This window comes from Caballeronia sp. LZ003, from assembly GCF_031451465.1.
Taxonomy (GTDB): Bacteria; Pseudomonadota; Gammaproteobacteria; order Burkholderiales; family Burkholderiaceae; genus Caballeronia.
In genome coordinates, this window is record NZ_JARUXJ010000001.1 from 812,124 (window position 1) to 829,228 (window position 17,105).

13 protein-coding genes and 1 pseudogene are annotated in these 17,105 nt (G+C 64.5%); 4 read left to right on the top strand and 10 right to left on the bottom strand.

What is annotated here, in order from left to right; all coding sequences use genetic code 11:
• Positions 1-20: 20 nt before the first annotated feature.
• The 4 genes from QCE79_RS03770 to QCE79_RS03785 are packed head-to-tail and all read left to right on the top strand — an operon-like array spanning position 21 to position 4,687.
• Positions 21-794: a phosphocholine cytidylyltransferase family protein gene (locus QCE79_RS03770; protein WP_309841965.1), complete on the top strand. Its 774-nt coding sequence runs from the start codon at positions 21-23 to the stop codon at positions 792-794.
• On the top strand, positions 791-2,479 hold the full coding sequence (aepX, locus tag QCE79_RS03775; RefSeq protein ID WP_309841968.1) for a phosphoenolpyruvate mutase: 1,689 nt from the start codon (positions 791-793) through the stop codon (positions 2,477-2,479). The genes QCE79_RS03770 and aepX overlap by 4 nt, the downstream gene beginning before the upstream one ends.
• A complete protein-coding gene (aepY, locus tag QCE79_RS03780; RefSeq protein WP_309841969.1) occupies positions 2,472-3,629 on the top strand; it encodes a phosphonopyruvate decarboxylase in 1,158 nt (385 codons plus the stop codon). Before aepX ends, aepY begins: the two co-directional genes overlap by 8 nt.
• The gene (locus QCE79_RS03785; RefSeq protein WP_250508726.1) at positions 3,629-4,687 is read left to right on the top strand and encodes a 2-aminoethylphosphonate aminotransferase; all 1,059 of its coding nucleotides are present in this window, start codon (positions 3,629-3,631) and stop codon (positions 4,685-4,687) included. Before aepY ends, QCE79_RS03785 begins: the two co-directional genes overlap by 1 nt.
• Here the strand turns inward: QCE79_RS03785 and QCE79_RS03790 are convergent.
• The 10 genes and pseudogenes from QCE79_RS03790 to QCE79_RS03835 all read right to left on the bottom strand — a co-directional run.
• On the bottom strand, positions 4,684-5,133 hold the full coding sequence (locus QCE79_RS03790) for a hypothetical protein (protein WP_244827392.1): 450 nt from the start codon (positions 5,131-5,133) through the stop codon (positions 4,684-4,686). The two genes, QCE79_RS03785 and QCE79_RS03790, sit on opposite strands and share 4 nt — an antisense overlap.
• A 163-nt stretch (positions 5,134-5,296) precedes the next feature.
• Complete coding sequence (guaD, locus tag QCE79_RS03795; protein WP_244827393.1) at positions 5,297-6,625, bottom strand: guanine deaminase; 1,329 nt, start codon at positions 6,623-6,625, stop codon at positions 5,297-5,299.
• 28 nt (positions 6,626-6,653) lie between these two features.
• Positions 6,654-8,024, bottom strand: a complete 1,371-nt coding sequence (locus tag QCE79_RS03800) for an NCS2 family permease (protein WP_244827394.1) — start codon at positions 8,022-8,024, stop codon at positions 6,654-6,656.
• Positions 8,025-8,027: 3 nt separating this feature from the next.
• A complete protein-coding gene (locus tag QCE79_RS03805; RefSeq protein WP_244827395.1) occupies positions 8,028-9,050 on the bottom strand; it encodes an adenosine deaminase in 1,023 nt (340 codons plus the stop codon).
• A gap of 42 nt (positions 9,051-9,092) precedes the next feature.
• Positions 9,093-10,109, bottom strand: a complete 1,017-nt coding sequence (gene xdhC / locus QCE79_RS03810; RefSeq protein WP_309841974.1) for a xanthine dehydrogenase accessory protein XdhC — start codon at positions 10,107-10,109, stop codon at positions 9,093-9,095.
• A 36-nt stretch (positions 10,110-10,145) separates the two neighbouring features.
• Positions 10,146-12,509 carry a xanthine dehydrogenase molybdopterin binding subunit gene (xdhB, locus tag QCE79_RS03815; RefSeq protein WP_309841976.1) on the bottom strand — a complete coding sequence of 788 codons (2,364 nt, stop codon included), beginning with the start codon at positions 12,507-12,509 and terminating at the stop codon, positions 10,146-10,148.
• Positions 12,510-12,582: 73 nt separating this feature from the next.
• Positions 12,583-14,103, bottom strand: coding sequence for a xanthine dehydrogenase small subunit (xdhA, locus tag QCE79_RS03820; RefSeq protein WP_309841979.1), 1,521 nt, complete (start codon positions 14,101-14,103; stop codon positions 12,583-12,585).
• Positions 14,104-14,373: 270 nt separating this feature from the next.
• A complete protein-coding gene (locus tag QCE79_RS03825; RefSeq protein ID WP_244827988.1) occupies positions 14,374-14,892 on the bottom strand; it encodes a disulfide bond formation protein B in 519 nt (172 codons plus the stop codon).
• Between the two features lie 111 nt (positions 14,893-15,003).
• Positions 15,004-16,401, bottom strand: coding sequence for an amidase (locus QCE79_RS03830; protein ID WP_404988986.1), 1,398 nt, complete (start codon positions 16,399-16,401; stop codon positions 15,004-15,006).
• 550 nt (positions 16,402-16,951) lie between these two features.
• A pseudogene (locus tag QCE79_RS03835) lies at positions 16,952-17,105 on the bottom strand (IS256 family transposase); the annotation flags it as partial.

Sequence of the window (17,105 nt, forward strand, 5' to 3'; positions counted from 1 at the left end):
CCCTCGAAGGGAATCACACCATGCGCGCAATTATCCTTGCGGCCGGGATGGGCTTGCGCCTCGTGCAGCCCGAAGGCCAGCAAAAGCCGAAGTGTCTCTTGCGTTTCGGCGACGCGTCGCTCCTTGAGCGCCATCTGCACTTGCTGAAGGCAGCCGGTGTCGATGAAGTCGTCTTCGTGACGGGCTTCAAGCACGAACAGATCGAAGCGGAACTGGCGGGCATCGACTGGAAGCCCAAGACGGAAACGGTGATCAACGCCGACTTCTCGCTTGGCAGCGTGCTCTCCGTGCATACCGCGCGCGACGCCATGACGCGCGGCGGCGATGTCCTCCTGATGGACGCCGACGTGCTCTACGACGAACGCATTCTCGCGCCGCTGGTGGCGGGCGGCTCGGCGAACCGTCTTTTGATCGACCGCGACTTCGAAGCCGGCGACGAGCCGGTGAAGCTGTGCGTGGCGCACGGCGTGCCGGTCGAACTGCGCAAGCAAGTGGCGGCGGGCTTGGATTACGACACGATCGGCGAATCGGTGGGATTCTTTCGCTTCGATCAGAAGACGGCGCAGCGCCTGGCCGAAATCGTCGCGGATTACGTGGGAACCGGGCGTGCGAACTTGCCGCATGAAGAAGCGGTGCGCGACCTGTTGCTGGAAAAGCGCCACGTGTTCGATATCGCCGATGTCACCGGCGCACCGTGGATCGAAATCGACTTTCAAAACGACGTGACGCGCGCGGCTCTCGACGTGCTGCCGCAATTGAACGCCCTCAGTCAGTTTGCCGGAGCCCTGAAATGAACGCACCCTCGCAACTTCCCGTCGGTTTTTCGCGCACGCTGCGCCTGCGCGAGATGCTGCAAAGCAATCGCCTCGAATTCCTGATGGAGGCGCACAACGGCATTTCCGCGCGCATCGCCAAGGAAGCGGGCTTCAAGGCGATCTGGGGCTCGGGCCTGTCGATCTCCGCGCAGTTCGGCGTGCGCGACAACAACGAAGCAAGCTGGACGCAGGTCGTCGACAACCTCGAATTCATGGCCGACGCCAGCGACTTGCCCATTCTCCTCGACGGCGACACCGGCTACGGCAACTTCAACAACGTGCGCCGGCTCGTCAAGAAGCTGGAGCAGCGTGGCATCGCGGGCGTGTGTATCGAAGACAAGCAGTTTCCGAAGACCAACAGCTTCATCAACGGCGAAGCGCAGCCGCTCGCCGATATCGACGAATTCTGCGGCAAGATCAAAGCCGGCAAGGACTCGCAGAGCGACCCGAACTTCTCCATCGTCGCGCGCGTGGAAGCGCTGATCGCGGGCTGGGGCATGGAAGAAGCGTTGAAGCGCGCCGAGGCGTATCGCCAGGCGGGCGCGGACGCCATCCTGATTCACAGCAAGCTCTCGAAGCCCGACGAAATCCTGACCTTCGCGCGCGAATGGGCCGGGCGCGGGCCGCTCGTCATCGTGCCGACGAAGTACTACAGCACGCCGACCGATGTGTTCCGTCAGGCGGGCATCAGCACGGTGATCTGGGCGAACCATCTGATTCGCGGCGCGGTCTCGGCCATGCAGGCCATCGCGAAGGAAATCCACGATAGCGAGACGCTTATCAACGTGGAAGACCGCATTGCGTCGGTCAACGAAATTTTCCGTCTGCAGGATGCCGACGAATACTCGGCCGCCGAGAACATCTATCTGAGTTCGGCCAACGCGCAACGCAGCGCCGTGGTGCTGGCGGCAAGCCGTGGCGCGGGCCTCGAAGCACTGACCGCCGAGCGTCCGAAAGTCATGCTGCCGGTCGCGGGCAAGCCGCTCTTGCGCCATCTGGCCGAAGCGTTCAAAAAGGAAGGCATCAACGACATCACGGTGGTCGGCGGTTATCGCGCCGATGCGATCGATGCGTCCGGTATCCGTCTCGTCGTCAACGCGGAGCACGAGACGACGGGCGAGCTGGCATCGCTCGCGTGTGCCGTGAAGTTTATGAGCGGCGACACCGTGCTTTCGTATGGCGATCTTTTGTTCCGCAGCTATATCCTGCGCGATCTGGTGGAATCGGATAGCGACTTCTGCGTAGTGGTGGATTCGTCGCAGGCGCCGCAAGCGGGCGCGAGCGGCACCGACTTCGCGTATTGCTCGCACGCCGACGACCGTTCGCTCTTCGGCCAGAAAGTCTGGCTGCAAAGCGTGGTCGGCGCGGGCCAGAATCTGACCGATGGCCGCGCACCGCAAGGCCGCTGGATCGGCCTCATCAACGTGCGCGCCAACGCGCGAGAAGCATTGCAAACCACGCTCAAGCAATTGCAGCAACGCGCCGACTTCGACAAGCTCGACATGGCCGCGCTGCTCAATGCACTGGTCGCGGCGGGCAAGAAGGTCGAAGTGCAATACGTGCATGGCCACTGGCGTGGCGTGAACGACCTCGACGACTTCCGTCGCGCCGGCGATTTCGCGCACGGTCAAATGCCGGTCGGCACGGAGAACGAGCGTGATTGAAGCTGCCGGGTTCGTCGAAGCGGCGCGCGCGCGTGGTTTCGACTGGTACGCGGGCGTGCCTTGCTCGTATCTCACGCCGTTCATCAACTACGTGCTGCAGGACGACTCGCTGCATTACGTCTCGGCGGCGAATGAAGGCGACGCCGTCGCGCTGATCGCGGGCGTCGCGCTCGGCGGCGCGGGCAAACGTCGCGGCATCGCCATGATGCAGAACTCCGGCTTGGGCAATGCGGTGAGTCCCCTGACGTCGCTCACGTGGACGTTTCGCCTGCCGCAGTTGCTGATCGTGACGTGGCGCGGCCAGCCAGGCGTCGCCGATGAGCCGCAACACGCGCTCATGGGTCCCGTGACGCCGCAGATGCTCGAAACGATGGAGATTCCGTGGGAACTGTTTCCAACGGAAAGCGAAGCCATCAGTCCGGCGCTCGACCGCGCGACAGCGTATATGGACAAGACGGGCCGCCCGTATGCGCTCGTCGTGCAAAAGGGCAGCGTCGCGCCTTTCGAGCTCAAGAAAACCGGCTTGTCGGGCGTCAAGTCGAACGCCACGCCTGCCGCCGTGCAGCGCTTCGATGGCGAGCGCGTGACGCGTCATGCGGCGCTCGAACGCGTGATCGCGAACACGCCTGCCGGCGAAACGGTCGTGCTGGCATCGACGGGATTTTGCGGCCGCGAACTCTATGCAATCGATGACCGCGCGAACCAGCTCTATCTCGTCGGCTCGATGGGCTGCGTCACGCCGATGGCGCTCGGGCTTGCGCTGTCGCGCCCGGACCTGACCGTGGTCGCGCTCGACGGCGACGGCGCCGCGCTCATGCGCATGGGCGTGTTCGCCACGCTCGGCGCTTACGGGCCGCCGAACCTCGTGCACTTGCTGCTCGACAACGGCGCACACGAATCCACCGGCGGTCAGGCGACGGTTTCGCGCGGTGTCGATTTCGCGTCGATCGCTTCCGCCTGCGGCTACGCGCTCGCGCTCGATGGCGACGACATCGGCGTGATCGACCGCCTGCTGCAAGCGCGCGACGTGAATGGCGCGCGCTTTGCCCGGCTGTCGATTCGCGCCGGCACGCCGGGCGACTTGCCGCGTCCGAAGATCACGCCCGAAGACGTGCGCGCGCGTTTGCAACGACACATTGGAGACCGCTGATGCTGCTGCTCAATCCTGGTCCCGTCACGCTGTCCGAACGCGTGCGCAAGAGCCTTTTACAGACCGACTTGTGCCATCGCGAGCCGGAGTTCTTCGACCTTCAGGACGAAGCGCGCAAGCGTCTCGTCGCCGCTTACGAACTCGATCCCGCGAAGTGGAGCGCCGTGTTGATGACCGGTTCGGGCACGGCCGCCGTCGAGAGCATGATTGCGGGCATCGTGCCGGAAGGCGGGCGGCTTCTGATCGTCGAGAACGGCGTGTATGGCGAGCGCATCGCGCAGATCGCGAAGCAGTACCGCATCGACCATGAAGTCGTGAAATACGAGTGGATGCAGGCGCCGGATATCGATGCGATCATCGCGCGTCTCGATGGCTTCTCGCATGTCGCGATCATCCATCACGAGACCACGACAGGGCGCCTGAACCCGCTCGACACGCTGTCACGCGCGTGCGCCGAACGCGGCATCGGGTTGCTCGTCGATGCCGTCAGCAGCTTCGGCGCCGAGGCGATCGACTTCGACGGCGGCGGCATCGTCGCGGTGGCGGCGACAGCCAACAAATGCCTGCACGGCGTGCCGGGCGCGGCGTTCGTCATCGCGCGGCGCGATGCCTTGCAGAACGCCGCGAGCCGCACGTACTACCTTGACATCGCGCGTCTGGCCAAACTGCAGGACGAGCGCAATACGCCGTTCACGCCATCGGTGCATGCGTATTACGCCCTCGTCGAAGCACTGCGCGAGTTCGAGGAAGAAGGCGGCTGGCGCGCGCGGCATCGGCGTTACGCGACGCTCGCCGAGCAGGTGCGCGCGGGTCTGGCTGCGCTCGGCATCGAGAGCGCGTTGCCGGCGCAGGAGTCTTCGGTGGTATTGCGGGCGTATCGCCTGCCTGCTGGCGTGAATTACGAGAAGCTGCACGACGCGTTGAAAGCGAAAGGTTTCGTCATCTACGCAGGGCAGGGCGGCTTGTCGAAGGAACTGTTCCGTATCTCGACGATGGGCGCGCTGGATTCCAACGACATGCAGCGCCTGCTTTCGTCGGTTGCGGAATTGCTGCGCTAGGAACGCTTGCAAAAAATCGCCGTGATGAAGGGCGCGACGTGGTGCACGACCGCGTCGCTGCCCGCATCGCGCACCTTCTTCAGCACTTCGTCGTCGCCGCCCCAAACGACGGCGCCGTAGGATGAATCGCCGATCGGGTCGCCCTTGCCTTCCTTGAAGATCGGATCGTTCTTCTGATATCCCACCACCGCGTAAATCTTGAATCCGTAAGCCGTGAGATTCACGCCCTTGACCGGCCGGAACGCGTTGATCGAATTCGGCTCGACACGCATGGGCTTGGTTTCGATGAGATTGGTTTCGAGGAGCGGCGCGATGAAATCATGCGCGTTGGAATGGCAGTCGAGCGGGCCTTCGATTCCAAAAGCCTGACAGAGCGCAGGCAGCGCGAGCAATGAAACGAGAGCGGTCTTGACGGCGATGCGGGAAGTGCGCGCGGTGTGCTTCATGGAGGCCATTGCGAACGAATGGTTGAACGCGGAGGCTCCACTTTATCCGCTATGCACACGCCATGCTCGAATGGCGGCCATCGTTCTAAAAAGAAACGGGCTACTGGCTGCCGGTTGGCAATCAGTAACCCGAACTTCGCGGAACTACGCAGCGTAATTTCGACTACGCCGCCAGTTCCAGCGCCGCCGTCTGCCGACGCTCGCGCGAATGCACACGCTTGCCGGCCGCATACGTCTCGTACACTGCACGATCGTCGCCGAGAAGCGCGAACGCGAACAGCAGTTCCTCAAGCGTATTCACGCGCTGCGTGCGGCGTGCGAGCAGCGGCGTCGCAGCCGGGTCGAGTACGACGAAATCCGCTTCGCTGCCGGGCGCGAGCGTGCCGATCTTGTCGTCGAGTTCGAGCACTTGCGCCGCGCCCGTCGTCGCGAGCCAGAACATGCGCGTCGCCGTCAGATGATGCCCCGTCAGACGCGCGACCTTGTGCGCTTCGTTCATGGTCTGCAGCATGGAGAACGAGGTGCCGCCGCCGACGTCCGTTGCGAGCGCAACCGGCATGTTCGAGGCGCCGGCCTTGTCGAAGTCGAAGAGGCCGCTGCCGAGAAACAGGTTCGACGTGGGACAGTGTGACGCCACCGCGCCCGTTTCGGCCATGCGCTGACGGTCGGCATCGTCGAGATAGATGCAGTGGCCGTACACCGCGCGGCGTCGCAACAGACCGTAGTGATCGTAGATGTCGAGATAGCTGCGGTGTCCCGGAAACAGGCTCTCGACCCACTTGATCTCGTCGGTGTTCTCCGCCACGTGACTCTGGATGAACACGTCCCGATGCTTCTGCGCGAGCACGCCGCAGGCTTCGAGCTGCGCTTCCGTCGAGGTCGGCGCGAAGCGCGGCGTGAGCGCATATTGCTGACGCCCGCGGCCATGCCAGCGCCCGATCAGTTCGTCGCTGTCGTCGTAGCCCGACTGCGCGGTGTCGCGCAGGAACTCGGGACAATTGCGGTCCATCAGCACCTTGCCCGCGACCATGCGCAGGTTGCGCGCTTCGCTTTCGGTGAAGAAGGCATCGGCGGATTGCTTGTGGACCGTGCAATAGACGAGCGCGGTGGTCGTGCCGCTGGCCAGCAGTTCGTCGATGAAGAAGCTCGCCGTTTCGCGCGCGACCGCCGGATTCTCGAAGCCGCGTTCCGTCGGAAACGTGTACGTGTTGAGCCACGGCAAGAGGCCCGGCGCGGGCGACGCGATCATGTCCGTCTGCGGATAGTGGATGTGCGAGTCGATGAAGCCCGGCACGATCAGCTTGTCGCGCAGCGTATGCACGGTGGCGTCCGCGGCGAGCTTGTCGCGCACCGACGCATACGAACCCGCCGCGACCACCTTGCCATCTTCGACGATCAAGAGGCCATCGGCCTCATGGACCGCGCCGTCGGCGGCATGCGCGGGATCTTCCCGGAAGGTGAGCAGCTGGGCGCGGTAGGCGGTTTGAGTCATGATGCAACGTCTCCAATCTTCGTGGTTTTCAAAGCTGTGAAAGCAGCACTAACGAAAAGCCCGCGATGATCCACATCGCCGGCTTGATTTCCTTCGCGCGTCCTGTCGCCGACTTGAGCACGACGAACGCGAGAAAGCCATACGCGACACCGTCCGTGATCGAATACGTGAGCGGGATGAGGATCATCGCGAGGAACGCGGGAATGGCTTCGTCGAAGCGCTGCCATTCGATCTTGGTGATGGCTTCCATCATGAACACGCCGACGAGCACCAGCGCGGGCGCGGTGGCGATGGCGGGCACGAGCGACAGAAGCGGCGAGAGAAACAGGAACGGCAGGAAGCACAGGCCCGCGACGACGGCGACGAGTCCCGTGCGCCCGCCCGCCGAAATGCCCGCCGCCGACTCGATATACGCGTTCGCCGGACTCGTGCCGAGCGGCGCGGAAACGAGCGCGGAGAAGGCGTCGACCATCATCGACTGGCGGATGTTGCGCGGGTTGCCGTCCTTATCGTAGAGCTTGCCGGCTTCGGAGATCGCCATGAAAGTGGAGAGCGCGTCGAAGAAGGACGTGAACAGCATCACGAAGATGAACGGCCAGTAGGCCACCTTCAGCGCGCCGATCAAATCGAGCTGGCCGAGTGCGGAAAAGTCCGGCGCGGACACGAACCCGTTCCAGTTGACGAGCGTTTTCGTGGCGATGGCGGCGGGCCAGTAAGCGGTGCCGTCGCCCCAATAGCGGCCGATGGGAATCGCGATGATCGTCGTGAACACGATGCCGAGCATGAGCGCGCCGGTGGTCTTGCGCGCCACCAATATGGTCGTTACGGCAAGCCCGATCAGGAACGTGATGACCACCGGATTGAGCGATGCCGAATGCACGATGGTCACCGGATCGCCCACGACGAACTTCGCGTTCACGAGCCCGATGAGGCTGATGAACAAGCCGATGCCGCACGAAACCGCGTGCCGCAGATTGTCGGGAATGGCATCGACCACGAGCTTGCGCGCGTTGAAGATCGCGAGCACCGCGAAGATCACGCCGGCCCAGAACACGCAGCCGAGCGCGGTCTGCCACGGCATCTTGCCGCCGTGAACCATGACGAACGCAAAGAGCGCGTTCATGCCCATGCCCGGCGCGACGAGCACCGGATTGCGCGCGTAAAGGCCCATCGCGCAACTGCCGAGAAAACTGACGATGACGGTGGCCGTGAGCGCCGCCGGAAACGGCACGCCCGCCTGCGAGAGAATGCCCGGATTGACGACGATGATGTACATCGCCGTGAGAAACGTCGTGATGCCCGCGACGACTTCGGTCTTGACGAGCGAGCCCGCCGCGCGCACGCCGAAGAAGCGTTCGAGCGCGGTGGCGTCGCGTTGAGTTGTTGCCGTGCTTTCCATTTCTTACTGCTTCCAGTGCGTGTCCAGGCGCGCGATCATCGCGGCGCGTTCTTCATCGGTGACGAACGAGGCTTCGAGGCTGTTGCGCAAGAGCGTGTAGACCTCGTGATCCGAGAGCTTCAGGGCATCGACGATGGCGAAATAGTTCGCGTTGACGTAGCCGCCGAAGTAGGCGGGATCGTCCGAATTCACCATGACCGCGACGCCCTGATCGAGCAGGTCCTTGAGCGTGTGCTTCGCCATGTCGTCGAACACGCAGAGCTTGATGTTCGAGAGCGGGCAGACCGTGAGCGCAATGCGCGAGTCGGCGAGACGCGCGACGAGCGCCGCGTCTTCGATGCTGCGCACGCCGTGATCGACGCGATCCACCTTGAGCAGATCCAGCGCTTCGTAGACATACGACGGCGGGCCTTCCTCGCCCGCGTGCGCGACGAGCTTGAGGCCGCGTTCGCGCGCCCTCGCGAACACGCGCTCGAACTTCGACGGCGGATGGCCGCGCTCCGACGAATCCAGCCCGACACCGATCAGCCGATGCGCGTACTGGTCGAACAGCGGCAACGCGGCATCGAAGGTGGCGAGCGCGTCTTCCTCGGAAAGATGGCGCAGGAAGCACAGGATGATCTTCGACGTGAGACCACGCTTTTCGCCTTCGGCGAGCGCGCGCTCGATACCGGCCACCGCCGTGTCGATGGAAACGCCGCGTTCGGTGTGCGTTTGCGGATCGAAGAAGATTTCCGTATGCGTGACGTGGTCCGCGAGCGCGCGCTCGACGTAGGCCATCGTCATGTCGTAGAAGTCTTCCTCGTGCAGCAGCACGCTCGCGCCAGCGTAGTAGATGTCGAGGAACGACTGCAGATCGGTGAAGGCGTAGGCCGCGCGCAAGGCGTCGATGGAATCGTAGGCGAGCGTCACGCCGTTGCGTTTCGCCAGCGCGAAAATCAGCTCGGGTTCGAGCGATCCTTCGATATGGATATGCAACTCCGCCTTGGGCGCGCGCGCAATCTTGTCGGCGAGTGTGGGATTCATGGGCTTGTCTTTGTTGGGGCTGGGACTTCCGCCTGCGGCTAGTCAGGCGGTCTGCTGCGACGACGCAGAAGTGCTGGCGTTGGCTTCGACCGCTTGCAGCAGTTGGGCTGCCGCTGCAACGGCGATCACTTCGGGCGCTTTGTCGACGATGCCGTCTATACCGATCGGACAAACCATCCGGCCGATACGCGCGGGGTCGATCCCGCGCGCCGCGAGCCGGTGCTCGAACTGCTTGCGCTTGGTATGCGAGCCGATCATGCCGAAGAACGCGAAATCGCCACGCGCGAGAATTCGTGCGGCGAGTTCGAGATCCACCGTATGGTTGTGCGTCATCACGATGAAGTACGTACCGGGCCGCGCCTGGTCGATGGCTTCGTCCGGCGCGTCGTTCGGCTCGATGCTTACGTTATCCGGCACGAACTGCGCGGCGGGGAAGGCCGCTTCGCGTTCGTCGACCCAGGTGACGTGACACGGCAAGGTCGCGAGCACGCGCACGAGCGCGGCCCCGACATGGCCCGCGCCGAACAGCACGACCTGGAAATCGCGCGGCGCGATGGTCTCGGTGAGCAGCGCGCCGCTTTCGTCGAAGCCCGCGCCGTCCCACAGGAGACAGTCGGTGTCTTCGGCGCCCGGTTCGGGGTCGGAGAGCATGACGGCATCGGGCATCGGCGCGAACGAAACGCTGCGCACGGTCGAAAGACCTTGCGCCGTGCGCTTCGCGAGCGACGTCACCCAGTTGAGATCGCCGACATCGAGCCGCTCGAACGACAGAACGACCGCACCGCCGCAGCACTGGCCGAGGCTCGGACCGAGCGCGAAACGCTCGAGCCGCCGCATGTGCGGACGGCGCTGGCCGTCCTTCAGCACTTGCCGGGCGGTTTCGATTGCCTTCCATTCGAGATGGCCGCCGCCGATGGTATAGCGGGCTTCCTCGCGCGTGACGATCATTTTCGTGCCCGGCTCGCGCGGCGCGGAGCCTTCGACACGCGCGACCGTCACGAGCACGACGGCATCGCCGTGCGCGAGCAGGTGTTGCAGGTCGGTCAGCCAAACTTGCATCGAGGGGCTCCAGAGTCTTTTGCGTTGTCGCAGGCGTTAGTTTACCGGGGCGGCGGCCGCGCTTTGTGTTACGGATGCATCGAGCGCGTCGAGGATCGCTTCGGGCGTCGCGGGCGCGCGCAACGGCGGTGCGTGAGCGGCATCGGCCGTATTGGCGGCGATGGCCGCGCGGATGGCCAGCAGCACCGAAAACGCCAGCAGCAAGGGCGGTTCGCCGACCGCTTTCGACCGGAAAATCGTCGGCTCGGCGTTGTCGTTGCGATAAAGCGTGGTGTTGAACACGGGCGGCGTGTCGCTGATCGCCGGGATCTTGTAAGTGGAAGGCGCGTGCGTCATCAGGCGTCCGTCGCGGTTCCACCAGAGCTCCTCGGTCGTGAGCCAGCCCATGCCCTGAATGAAGCCGCCTTCCACCTGACCGATGTCGATAGCCGGATTGATCGAGCGCCCGGCGTCGTGCAGCAGATCGGCGCGCAGAAGCTTCCATTCGCCGGTGAGCGTATCGATGACGACTTCGGACACCGCCGCGCCATACGCGAAGTAATAGAACGGATGGCCTTGCAGCGTCCGCGCGTCCCAATGGACTTTGGGCGTGGCATAGAAGCCGTCCGACCACAACTGCACCCGCGCGAGATACGCGGCCGACACGAGTTGCTCGAACGGCATCTGCCCGCCGTTGACCTGCACCACGCCGCCATGAAAGCGCACGTCCGCGGCCGCGCCGCCGAGCTGCTTCACCACGAGTTCCGCCAGACGCGCGCGGATGGTGAGCGCCGCCGCTTCCGCCGCCTTGCCGTTCAGATCGCTTCCCGTCGATGCCGCCGTCGCCGATGTATTCGCTATCTTCGACGTATCCGTCGCTGTCACGCGCACGCGCTGCAAGCCGATGCCGAGCACGCTCGCCACCACCTGCGCGACCTTTGTGTTGAGCCCCTGGCCCATTTCCGTTCCGCCGTGATTCACGAGCACGGAGCCGTCCTTGTAGACGTGCACGAGCGCGCCCGCCTGGTTCAGAAACGGCACGTTGAACGAGATGCCGAACTTGACCGGCGTGAACGCGATACCGCGCTTGAGCACCGCGCTTTTCGCGTTGAACGCGGCGATTTGCGCGCGGCGCGATTCGTATTCGCTCGTTGCGATGAGTTCGTCCGTGAGCGGCGCAATCACGTTATCCGCGACCGGCTGACCATACGGCGTGACATTGCGCTCGTCAATGCCGTAGTAATTCGCGCGCCGCACGTCGAGCGGATCGCGCTTCAACGCATATGCGACTTCGTCGAGCATGACTTCCATGACGAGCGCGCCTTGCGGGCCGCCGAAGCCGCGAAACGCCGTGTTCGACTGCGTGTTGGTCTTGCAGCAAAACGCGCGGATATCGACATCGCCGAGAAAGTAGGCATTGTCGAAATGACAGACGGCGCGCGTCGCGACCGCGCCCGACAGGTCCGCCGAATAGCCCGCCCGCAGCGCGATTTCCACGCGCGCGCCGGTGATGCGGCCGTCGTCGTCGAAGCCGCACTCATATTCGTAGACCGCGTCGTGGCGCTTGCCGGTGATCATGAAGTCGTCGTCGCGATCGGCGCGCAACTTCACCGGACGCTTGAGCAGATGCGCCGCCAGCGAGGCGACGCACGCGAAGACGGCCGACTGCGATTCCTTGCCGCCGAAGCCGCCGCCCATGCGCCGGCATTCGCACAACACGGCGTTGGTCGGCCAGGCGAGCATGTGCGCGACGACTTGCTGCATCTCGCTCGGATGCTGCGTCGAACTATGCACGAGCATGCCGTGCTGTTCTTTCGGGATGGCGTAAGCGACTTGTCCTTCGAGATAGAACTGTTCCTGTCCGCCGACTTCGAATTCGCCAGACAGCCGATGTTTGGCCGCCGCGATTCGTCCGTCCGGATCGCCGCGCCGCAGATGCAGCGGCGGCAGCACGAACTCCTTGCGCGCTTTCGCTTCGCGCGGCGTGAGCACGGCTTCGAGCGGCTCGTAGCGCACGACGTCTTCGCTTTTCGCGAGCGCGGCGGCGCGGCGCGCGAGATCGTGCGTCTCGGCAATGACGGCGAAGACCGGCTGGCCGAGATACTGCACTTCGTCGACCGCGAGGATCGGGTCGTCGTGCAGAACGGGGCCGCAATTGTTCTCGCCGGGAATGTCGGCGGCGGTGAGTACGGCGACGACGCCGGGCGCGGCGCGCACCGCGTCGAGATCGAGCGAGACGATGCGCGCGTGCGCATGACGCGACAAGCCGAGCGCCGCGTGCAGCGTGCCGCGCAATTCGGCGATGTCGTCGGTGTAAATGGCTTCGCCGCTCACATGCAGCGCCGCGGACTCGTGCGGCAGCGAGGCGCCGGCGGCGTCGAGCGCGGCATCGAGCTGAATAGGTTCGCTGGCCTTGTTCATCGCGGGTCCTTTTGGACGCTGGCGCGCAGTGGCGTGATCGCGGCGATCGGGATCGGGATCGGGAAGGGCCGCGTCATGACGTCTCGATCCCGTGTGCGCCGAACGCAAACGCGTTGAGTTCCGCGAGCGCGAGCGGCGCGTCGCGGCGCGTTTCCAGATAGAAGCGCCACAGCACGTTGCGCGCCACCTTCGCCCGATACGCGCTCGACGCGCGCATGTCGCTGAGCGGCTGAAAGTCGGCATCGAGCGCGGCCATCGCGGCGCGGACGCTGGCTTCGGACCATTCGCGGCCGGTCAGCGCGGCTTCGGCGGCGGCCGCGCGCCTGGGCGTCGCGGCCATCCCGCCGAACGCGATGCGCGCGCTTGCAACGCGGTTGTCGTCGGCCAAACGAATGGCGAACGCCGCGCACACGGCGGAGATGTCCTGGTCGTAACGCTTGCTGACCTTGTACGTGCGAAACCGCAAGTCGGCCGATGCGCGCGGCACGCGAATCGCCGCGACGAATTCGCCCGCTTCGAGCGCGGTTTTTTGATAGCCGAGGTAGAAGGTATCGAGCGGCATCGTGCGCGTACGCTCGCCTTTTTGCAGCACGATTTCGGTATTCAGCGCGATGAGCGCGGGCATGGAATCGCCGATCGGCGAGCCGTTCGCGACGTTGCCGCCGAGCGTGCCCGCATTGCGGATAGGCCGCGAGGCGAAGCGCGTCCACAGTTCCGCGAGTTCGGGGTAATCGGCGGTCAGCGCGGCGTAAGCCTCTTCGAGCGATACGGCCGCGCCGATGGTCAGCGTCTCGGCGTCACGCTCGATGTGCTTCAGTTCATCGACGTTGCCGATAAACAGCACGTCGCCGAGATCGCGAAATTGCTTCGTGACCCACAAGCCGACATCCGTGCTGCCCGCAAGCAGACGTGCATTCGGATTCGCTGCACGCAGGCGCGCGAATTCAGCGCGCGTGACGGGCGCGGTGAACGCGGGCGTGCCAAAAGCCGCGCCGCGTGCGTCCGGCGCGCGGTATTCGAACGTAGCCGAACGGCGCAGCGAAGTCAGCGCGTCTTTGAGCGCGGCACGATCGAAGGCGGGACGCGGATAGTCGAACATGCGTTCGGCGGCATCCACGATCGGCCGATACCCCGTGCAGCGGCACAGATTGCCCGAGAGCGCGGCGTTGATTTCATCGCGCGAAGGCGGCCCGGCTTCGGGCGGATGCGCGTGATACAGCGCCCACAGCGACATCGCGAAGCCCGGCGTGCAGAAGCCGCACTGCGAGCCGTGGCAATCGACGAGCGCCTTCTGCACAGGATGCAGCGCGCCGTCTTCGGCGCGCAGGTTTTCGACGGTGAAGAGCGCGCGCGAATCGAGCGTCGGCAGGAATTGAATGCAGGCGTTGACCGCCTTGAGCGCGAGTTCGCCGCTGGCGTCCAGCTCGCCCACGACGACCGTGCAGGCGCCGCAATCGCCCTCGGCACAGCCTTCCTTGGTGCCGGTGCAAAGGTCTTCCTCGCGCAGATGCTGAAGCACCGTGCGCGCGGCGGGCGCGTCGCCGATTTCACGAACGGCGCCGTGGTGAAGGAAGCGGATGGTTTGCGTTGTCATGAGCGACTCGGGGACATTGCGGACCGGGCGCGCGTTACGCGGTTTCCGCCTGCTTCATGGGTTGCCGTCGAATTCGACGCTGGCTGCCTTTGAACAAACGGACTGCGCGCACGTAGATCGCCATCCAGTCACGACCTTAACATCCCAATATCTCAAAAAGATTGTCGGGACCGTATCCAGATTATGCGGATGTGCTGATGCGAGGAAGAGGCAAGACGCGCGGGCCGTGTAAAAGCCCGCGACGGGGAAGGGGGATGAAACGTGGCGGAATTAGCGCGCGGCGGCGCGCAGCTTGCGTTTCAGACGCAGACTGCCGCCGACGAGCAGGAAAATCACCCCGAAGGCGATCAGCGACCATTGCGGCAGCGAGATCCCGAGAATGGGCGGATAAGGCGTCTCGCACAGGCCCGCGACCTTGAACACTTGCGGCAGCCAGCGTGCGGGCGGCAGGTTGTCGACAATGGGCTGAAGCGCGTCGAAACCGCAACTGAAGCCGGGATGCGACTGCACGTAGACATGGCGCAGCGCCGTCGCGACGCCGCCGAGCGCGGAGATCACCACCAGCAATTCGAGCAGCGCGACGCCGCGCCAGCCGCGCATTCCCGCGCCGAGAAAGGCGAACACGGCGATCAGCACGAAGAAGTAGCGCTGGATGATGCAAAGCGGGCAAGGGTCTTCGCCCTGGAAGAACTGCAGATACAACGCTCCGCCAACGAGCGCGAGACTCACGAACCCGAGCAACACGAGCAAGCGCTTCTCGCGGCCGAGGGAGCGGTCGTCCTGATGCATCGTAAAGTGATTTAGATGGTTGTTCATTTGTTTCGCAACGATTCGAGAAAGAAGCACCTGAGTTGCGGGAGATCGCGGAGGAATTCTAGCGCGAACGTCCGGCGCGAAACATTAGCGCGTCGTATCGAGCACCGCTTCGACTGCCCGGCCGATGGAGAGCAGCGTGTCGTCCGCGTGCGGCGCGCCCGCGAGCATGAGCCCCACGGGCGCCTCGCCACGCCGATGACAGGGCAGCGACAGCCCGCAGGCATCCAAAAAATTGAAGGTCGTGGGATTGCGCAGGATGAGCGCGTTCGTGCGCGTGAAGAGATCGTCGTCCTGTTCCAGCTCGGCGATACGCGGCGGCAGAACCGGCACCGTCGGGCAAAGAATTGCGTCGAAACGCTGCCACAGTGTCGTGCGCGCTTCGTCGATCATCGCGGCGCGCGCTTCGCACAGGTCGATGTAATCCGCCGCGCTCGCCGACTCGGCGCGCAGCAGACGAGCGAGCACGCGTGGATCGTACTCGGCGGCGTGATCGGCGAGCAGCTTGCGATGCCACGCATATGCTTCGATGGCGACGAGACTGAAGCGGCTGATGTCCGGCAGACGATCGAGCGGCCCGAAGCGCACGTCTTCCACGAGCGCGCCCGCCGCCGACAGATGATTGATGGCCGCATCGACGGCGCTGGCAACGGCGGGATCGAGGCCGTCCGTCACGTAATTGGTGAGTACACCGAGGCGCACGCCTTCGAGCGGACGCGTGGCGGGCACATCGGGTTCGCGGCCAGCGAGAATGCGATCGACTAGCGCGCAACACGCGACCGAGACGCCTATCGGCCCGAACGAATCGAGCGATTTGGAAAGCGGCACGCCGCCTTGCCTCGGAATGCGGCTGGCGGTGGGTTTGAAGCCGGTGAGGCCGCACATCGTGGCGGGGATGCGGATGGAGCCGCCGGTGTCGGTGCCGAGCGCGATGGCGGCCATGCCGTCCGCCACCGATGCCGCCGCGCCTGACGACGAGCCGCCCGCGATGCGTTCGTCGCCCGGCACGTTTGCGCGATACGGTGAGTGCGGCGTGCCGAAGTGCGGATTCAGGCCAAGCCCGGAGAACGCGAACTCGCTCATGTTGGTGCGCCCGACGATCACGCCGCCTGCGCGGCGCAGGCGCGCGACGCTCACGGCATCGGCTTGGGCGGGCGCGGTGCTGGCGAGCGCGCGGGAGCCGGCGCGCGTGACTTGCCCTTCGATATCGAAGAGATCTTTCACGGAAATGGGGATGCCCGCGAGCGGCGAAAGCACGGTGCCGGCGCGGCGCAGCGCGTCGAGGGCATCGGCGGCGGCGCGGGCGTGGGCGGTATCGACATGCGTGAAAACGATGGAACCTTGACCAGCCGGATTGGCGATACGTTCGAGCGCGGATTCGACGAGTGCGCGACTGGTGGTGCGACCGCTTTTCAGATCGGCGGCGAGTTGGGCTAGCGGGGCAAACTGCGGCGAAGTGGTTGGCATGGCGTCGGGCAGTGGCATTGCCGAATGCGAAACGCGCGTGACGTGCGATGCGCGCTTGAGGCACTCGGGCGGCGCGACGATGGGCTTCTTGTGCGGAGGTCCATCGGCGAGTGAATGGATGGGCGGTGGGGGCCCGGGGTGGGTGTCATTCTAAGCCAGGGTGGGGGGAAATACTTGGGGGATGGTTTGTTGAGGCGCGGGCAGGTGGTTTGATGGTAGGTGCTCGATAGATGGATGTGGGCGTGGAAGTTGGAGATTTTGTGCTGACGGGGTTTGAAATTCGAGGTGTCTTTTGATTGGCGCTTTGTGAGAGACGCTTTGCGACCCACAAGAGACGGTCGTGCTGTCGCCGATTCAACGACAGGTTGCTGAGTATTACAGTCATCCAAGTCCGCGATCTGGAGACAGCATTGGCCTTAGTGGTCATCGCGTCGAGCGCTGGAGGATGGCCGTTGGTGGTTGATCTGTAATCGATAGACTCGTAGCCGCCAACTTCAACTTTTCCATCGCCTGAGGGCCGCAACCAAAGAACCTGTCCGCATTTTTGTGTGCGAGGCGGTTAGCGGAGTCACCCGCGTGCGTTGGTAAAACGCTCTCCAAACAGGATGGCAAACTGGTTCATTGCGGACGACCAGTCGAACGCCGCGCGTACTGACTTTGCCAGCACGTTGCGCAATGCCAGCCACAGCAGCTTGATGGCGGCCTCGTCATTGGGGAAGTGG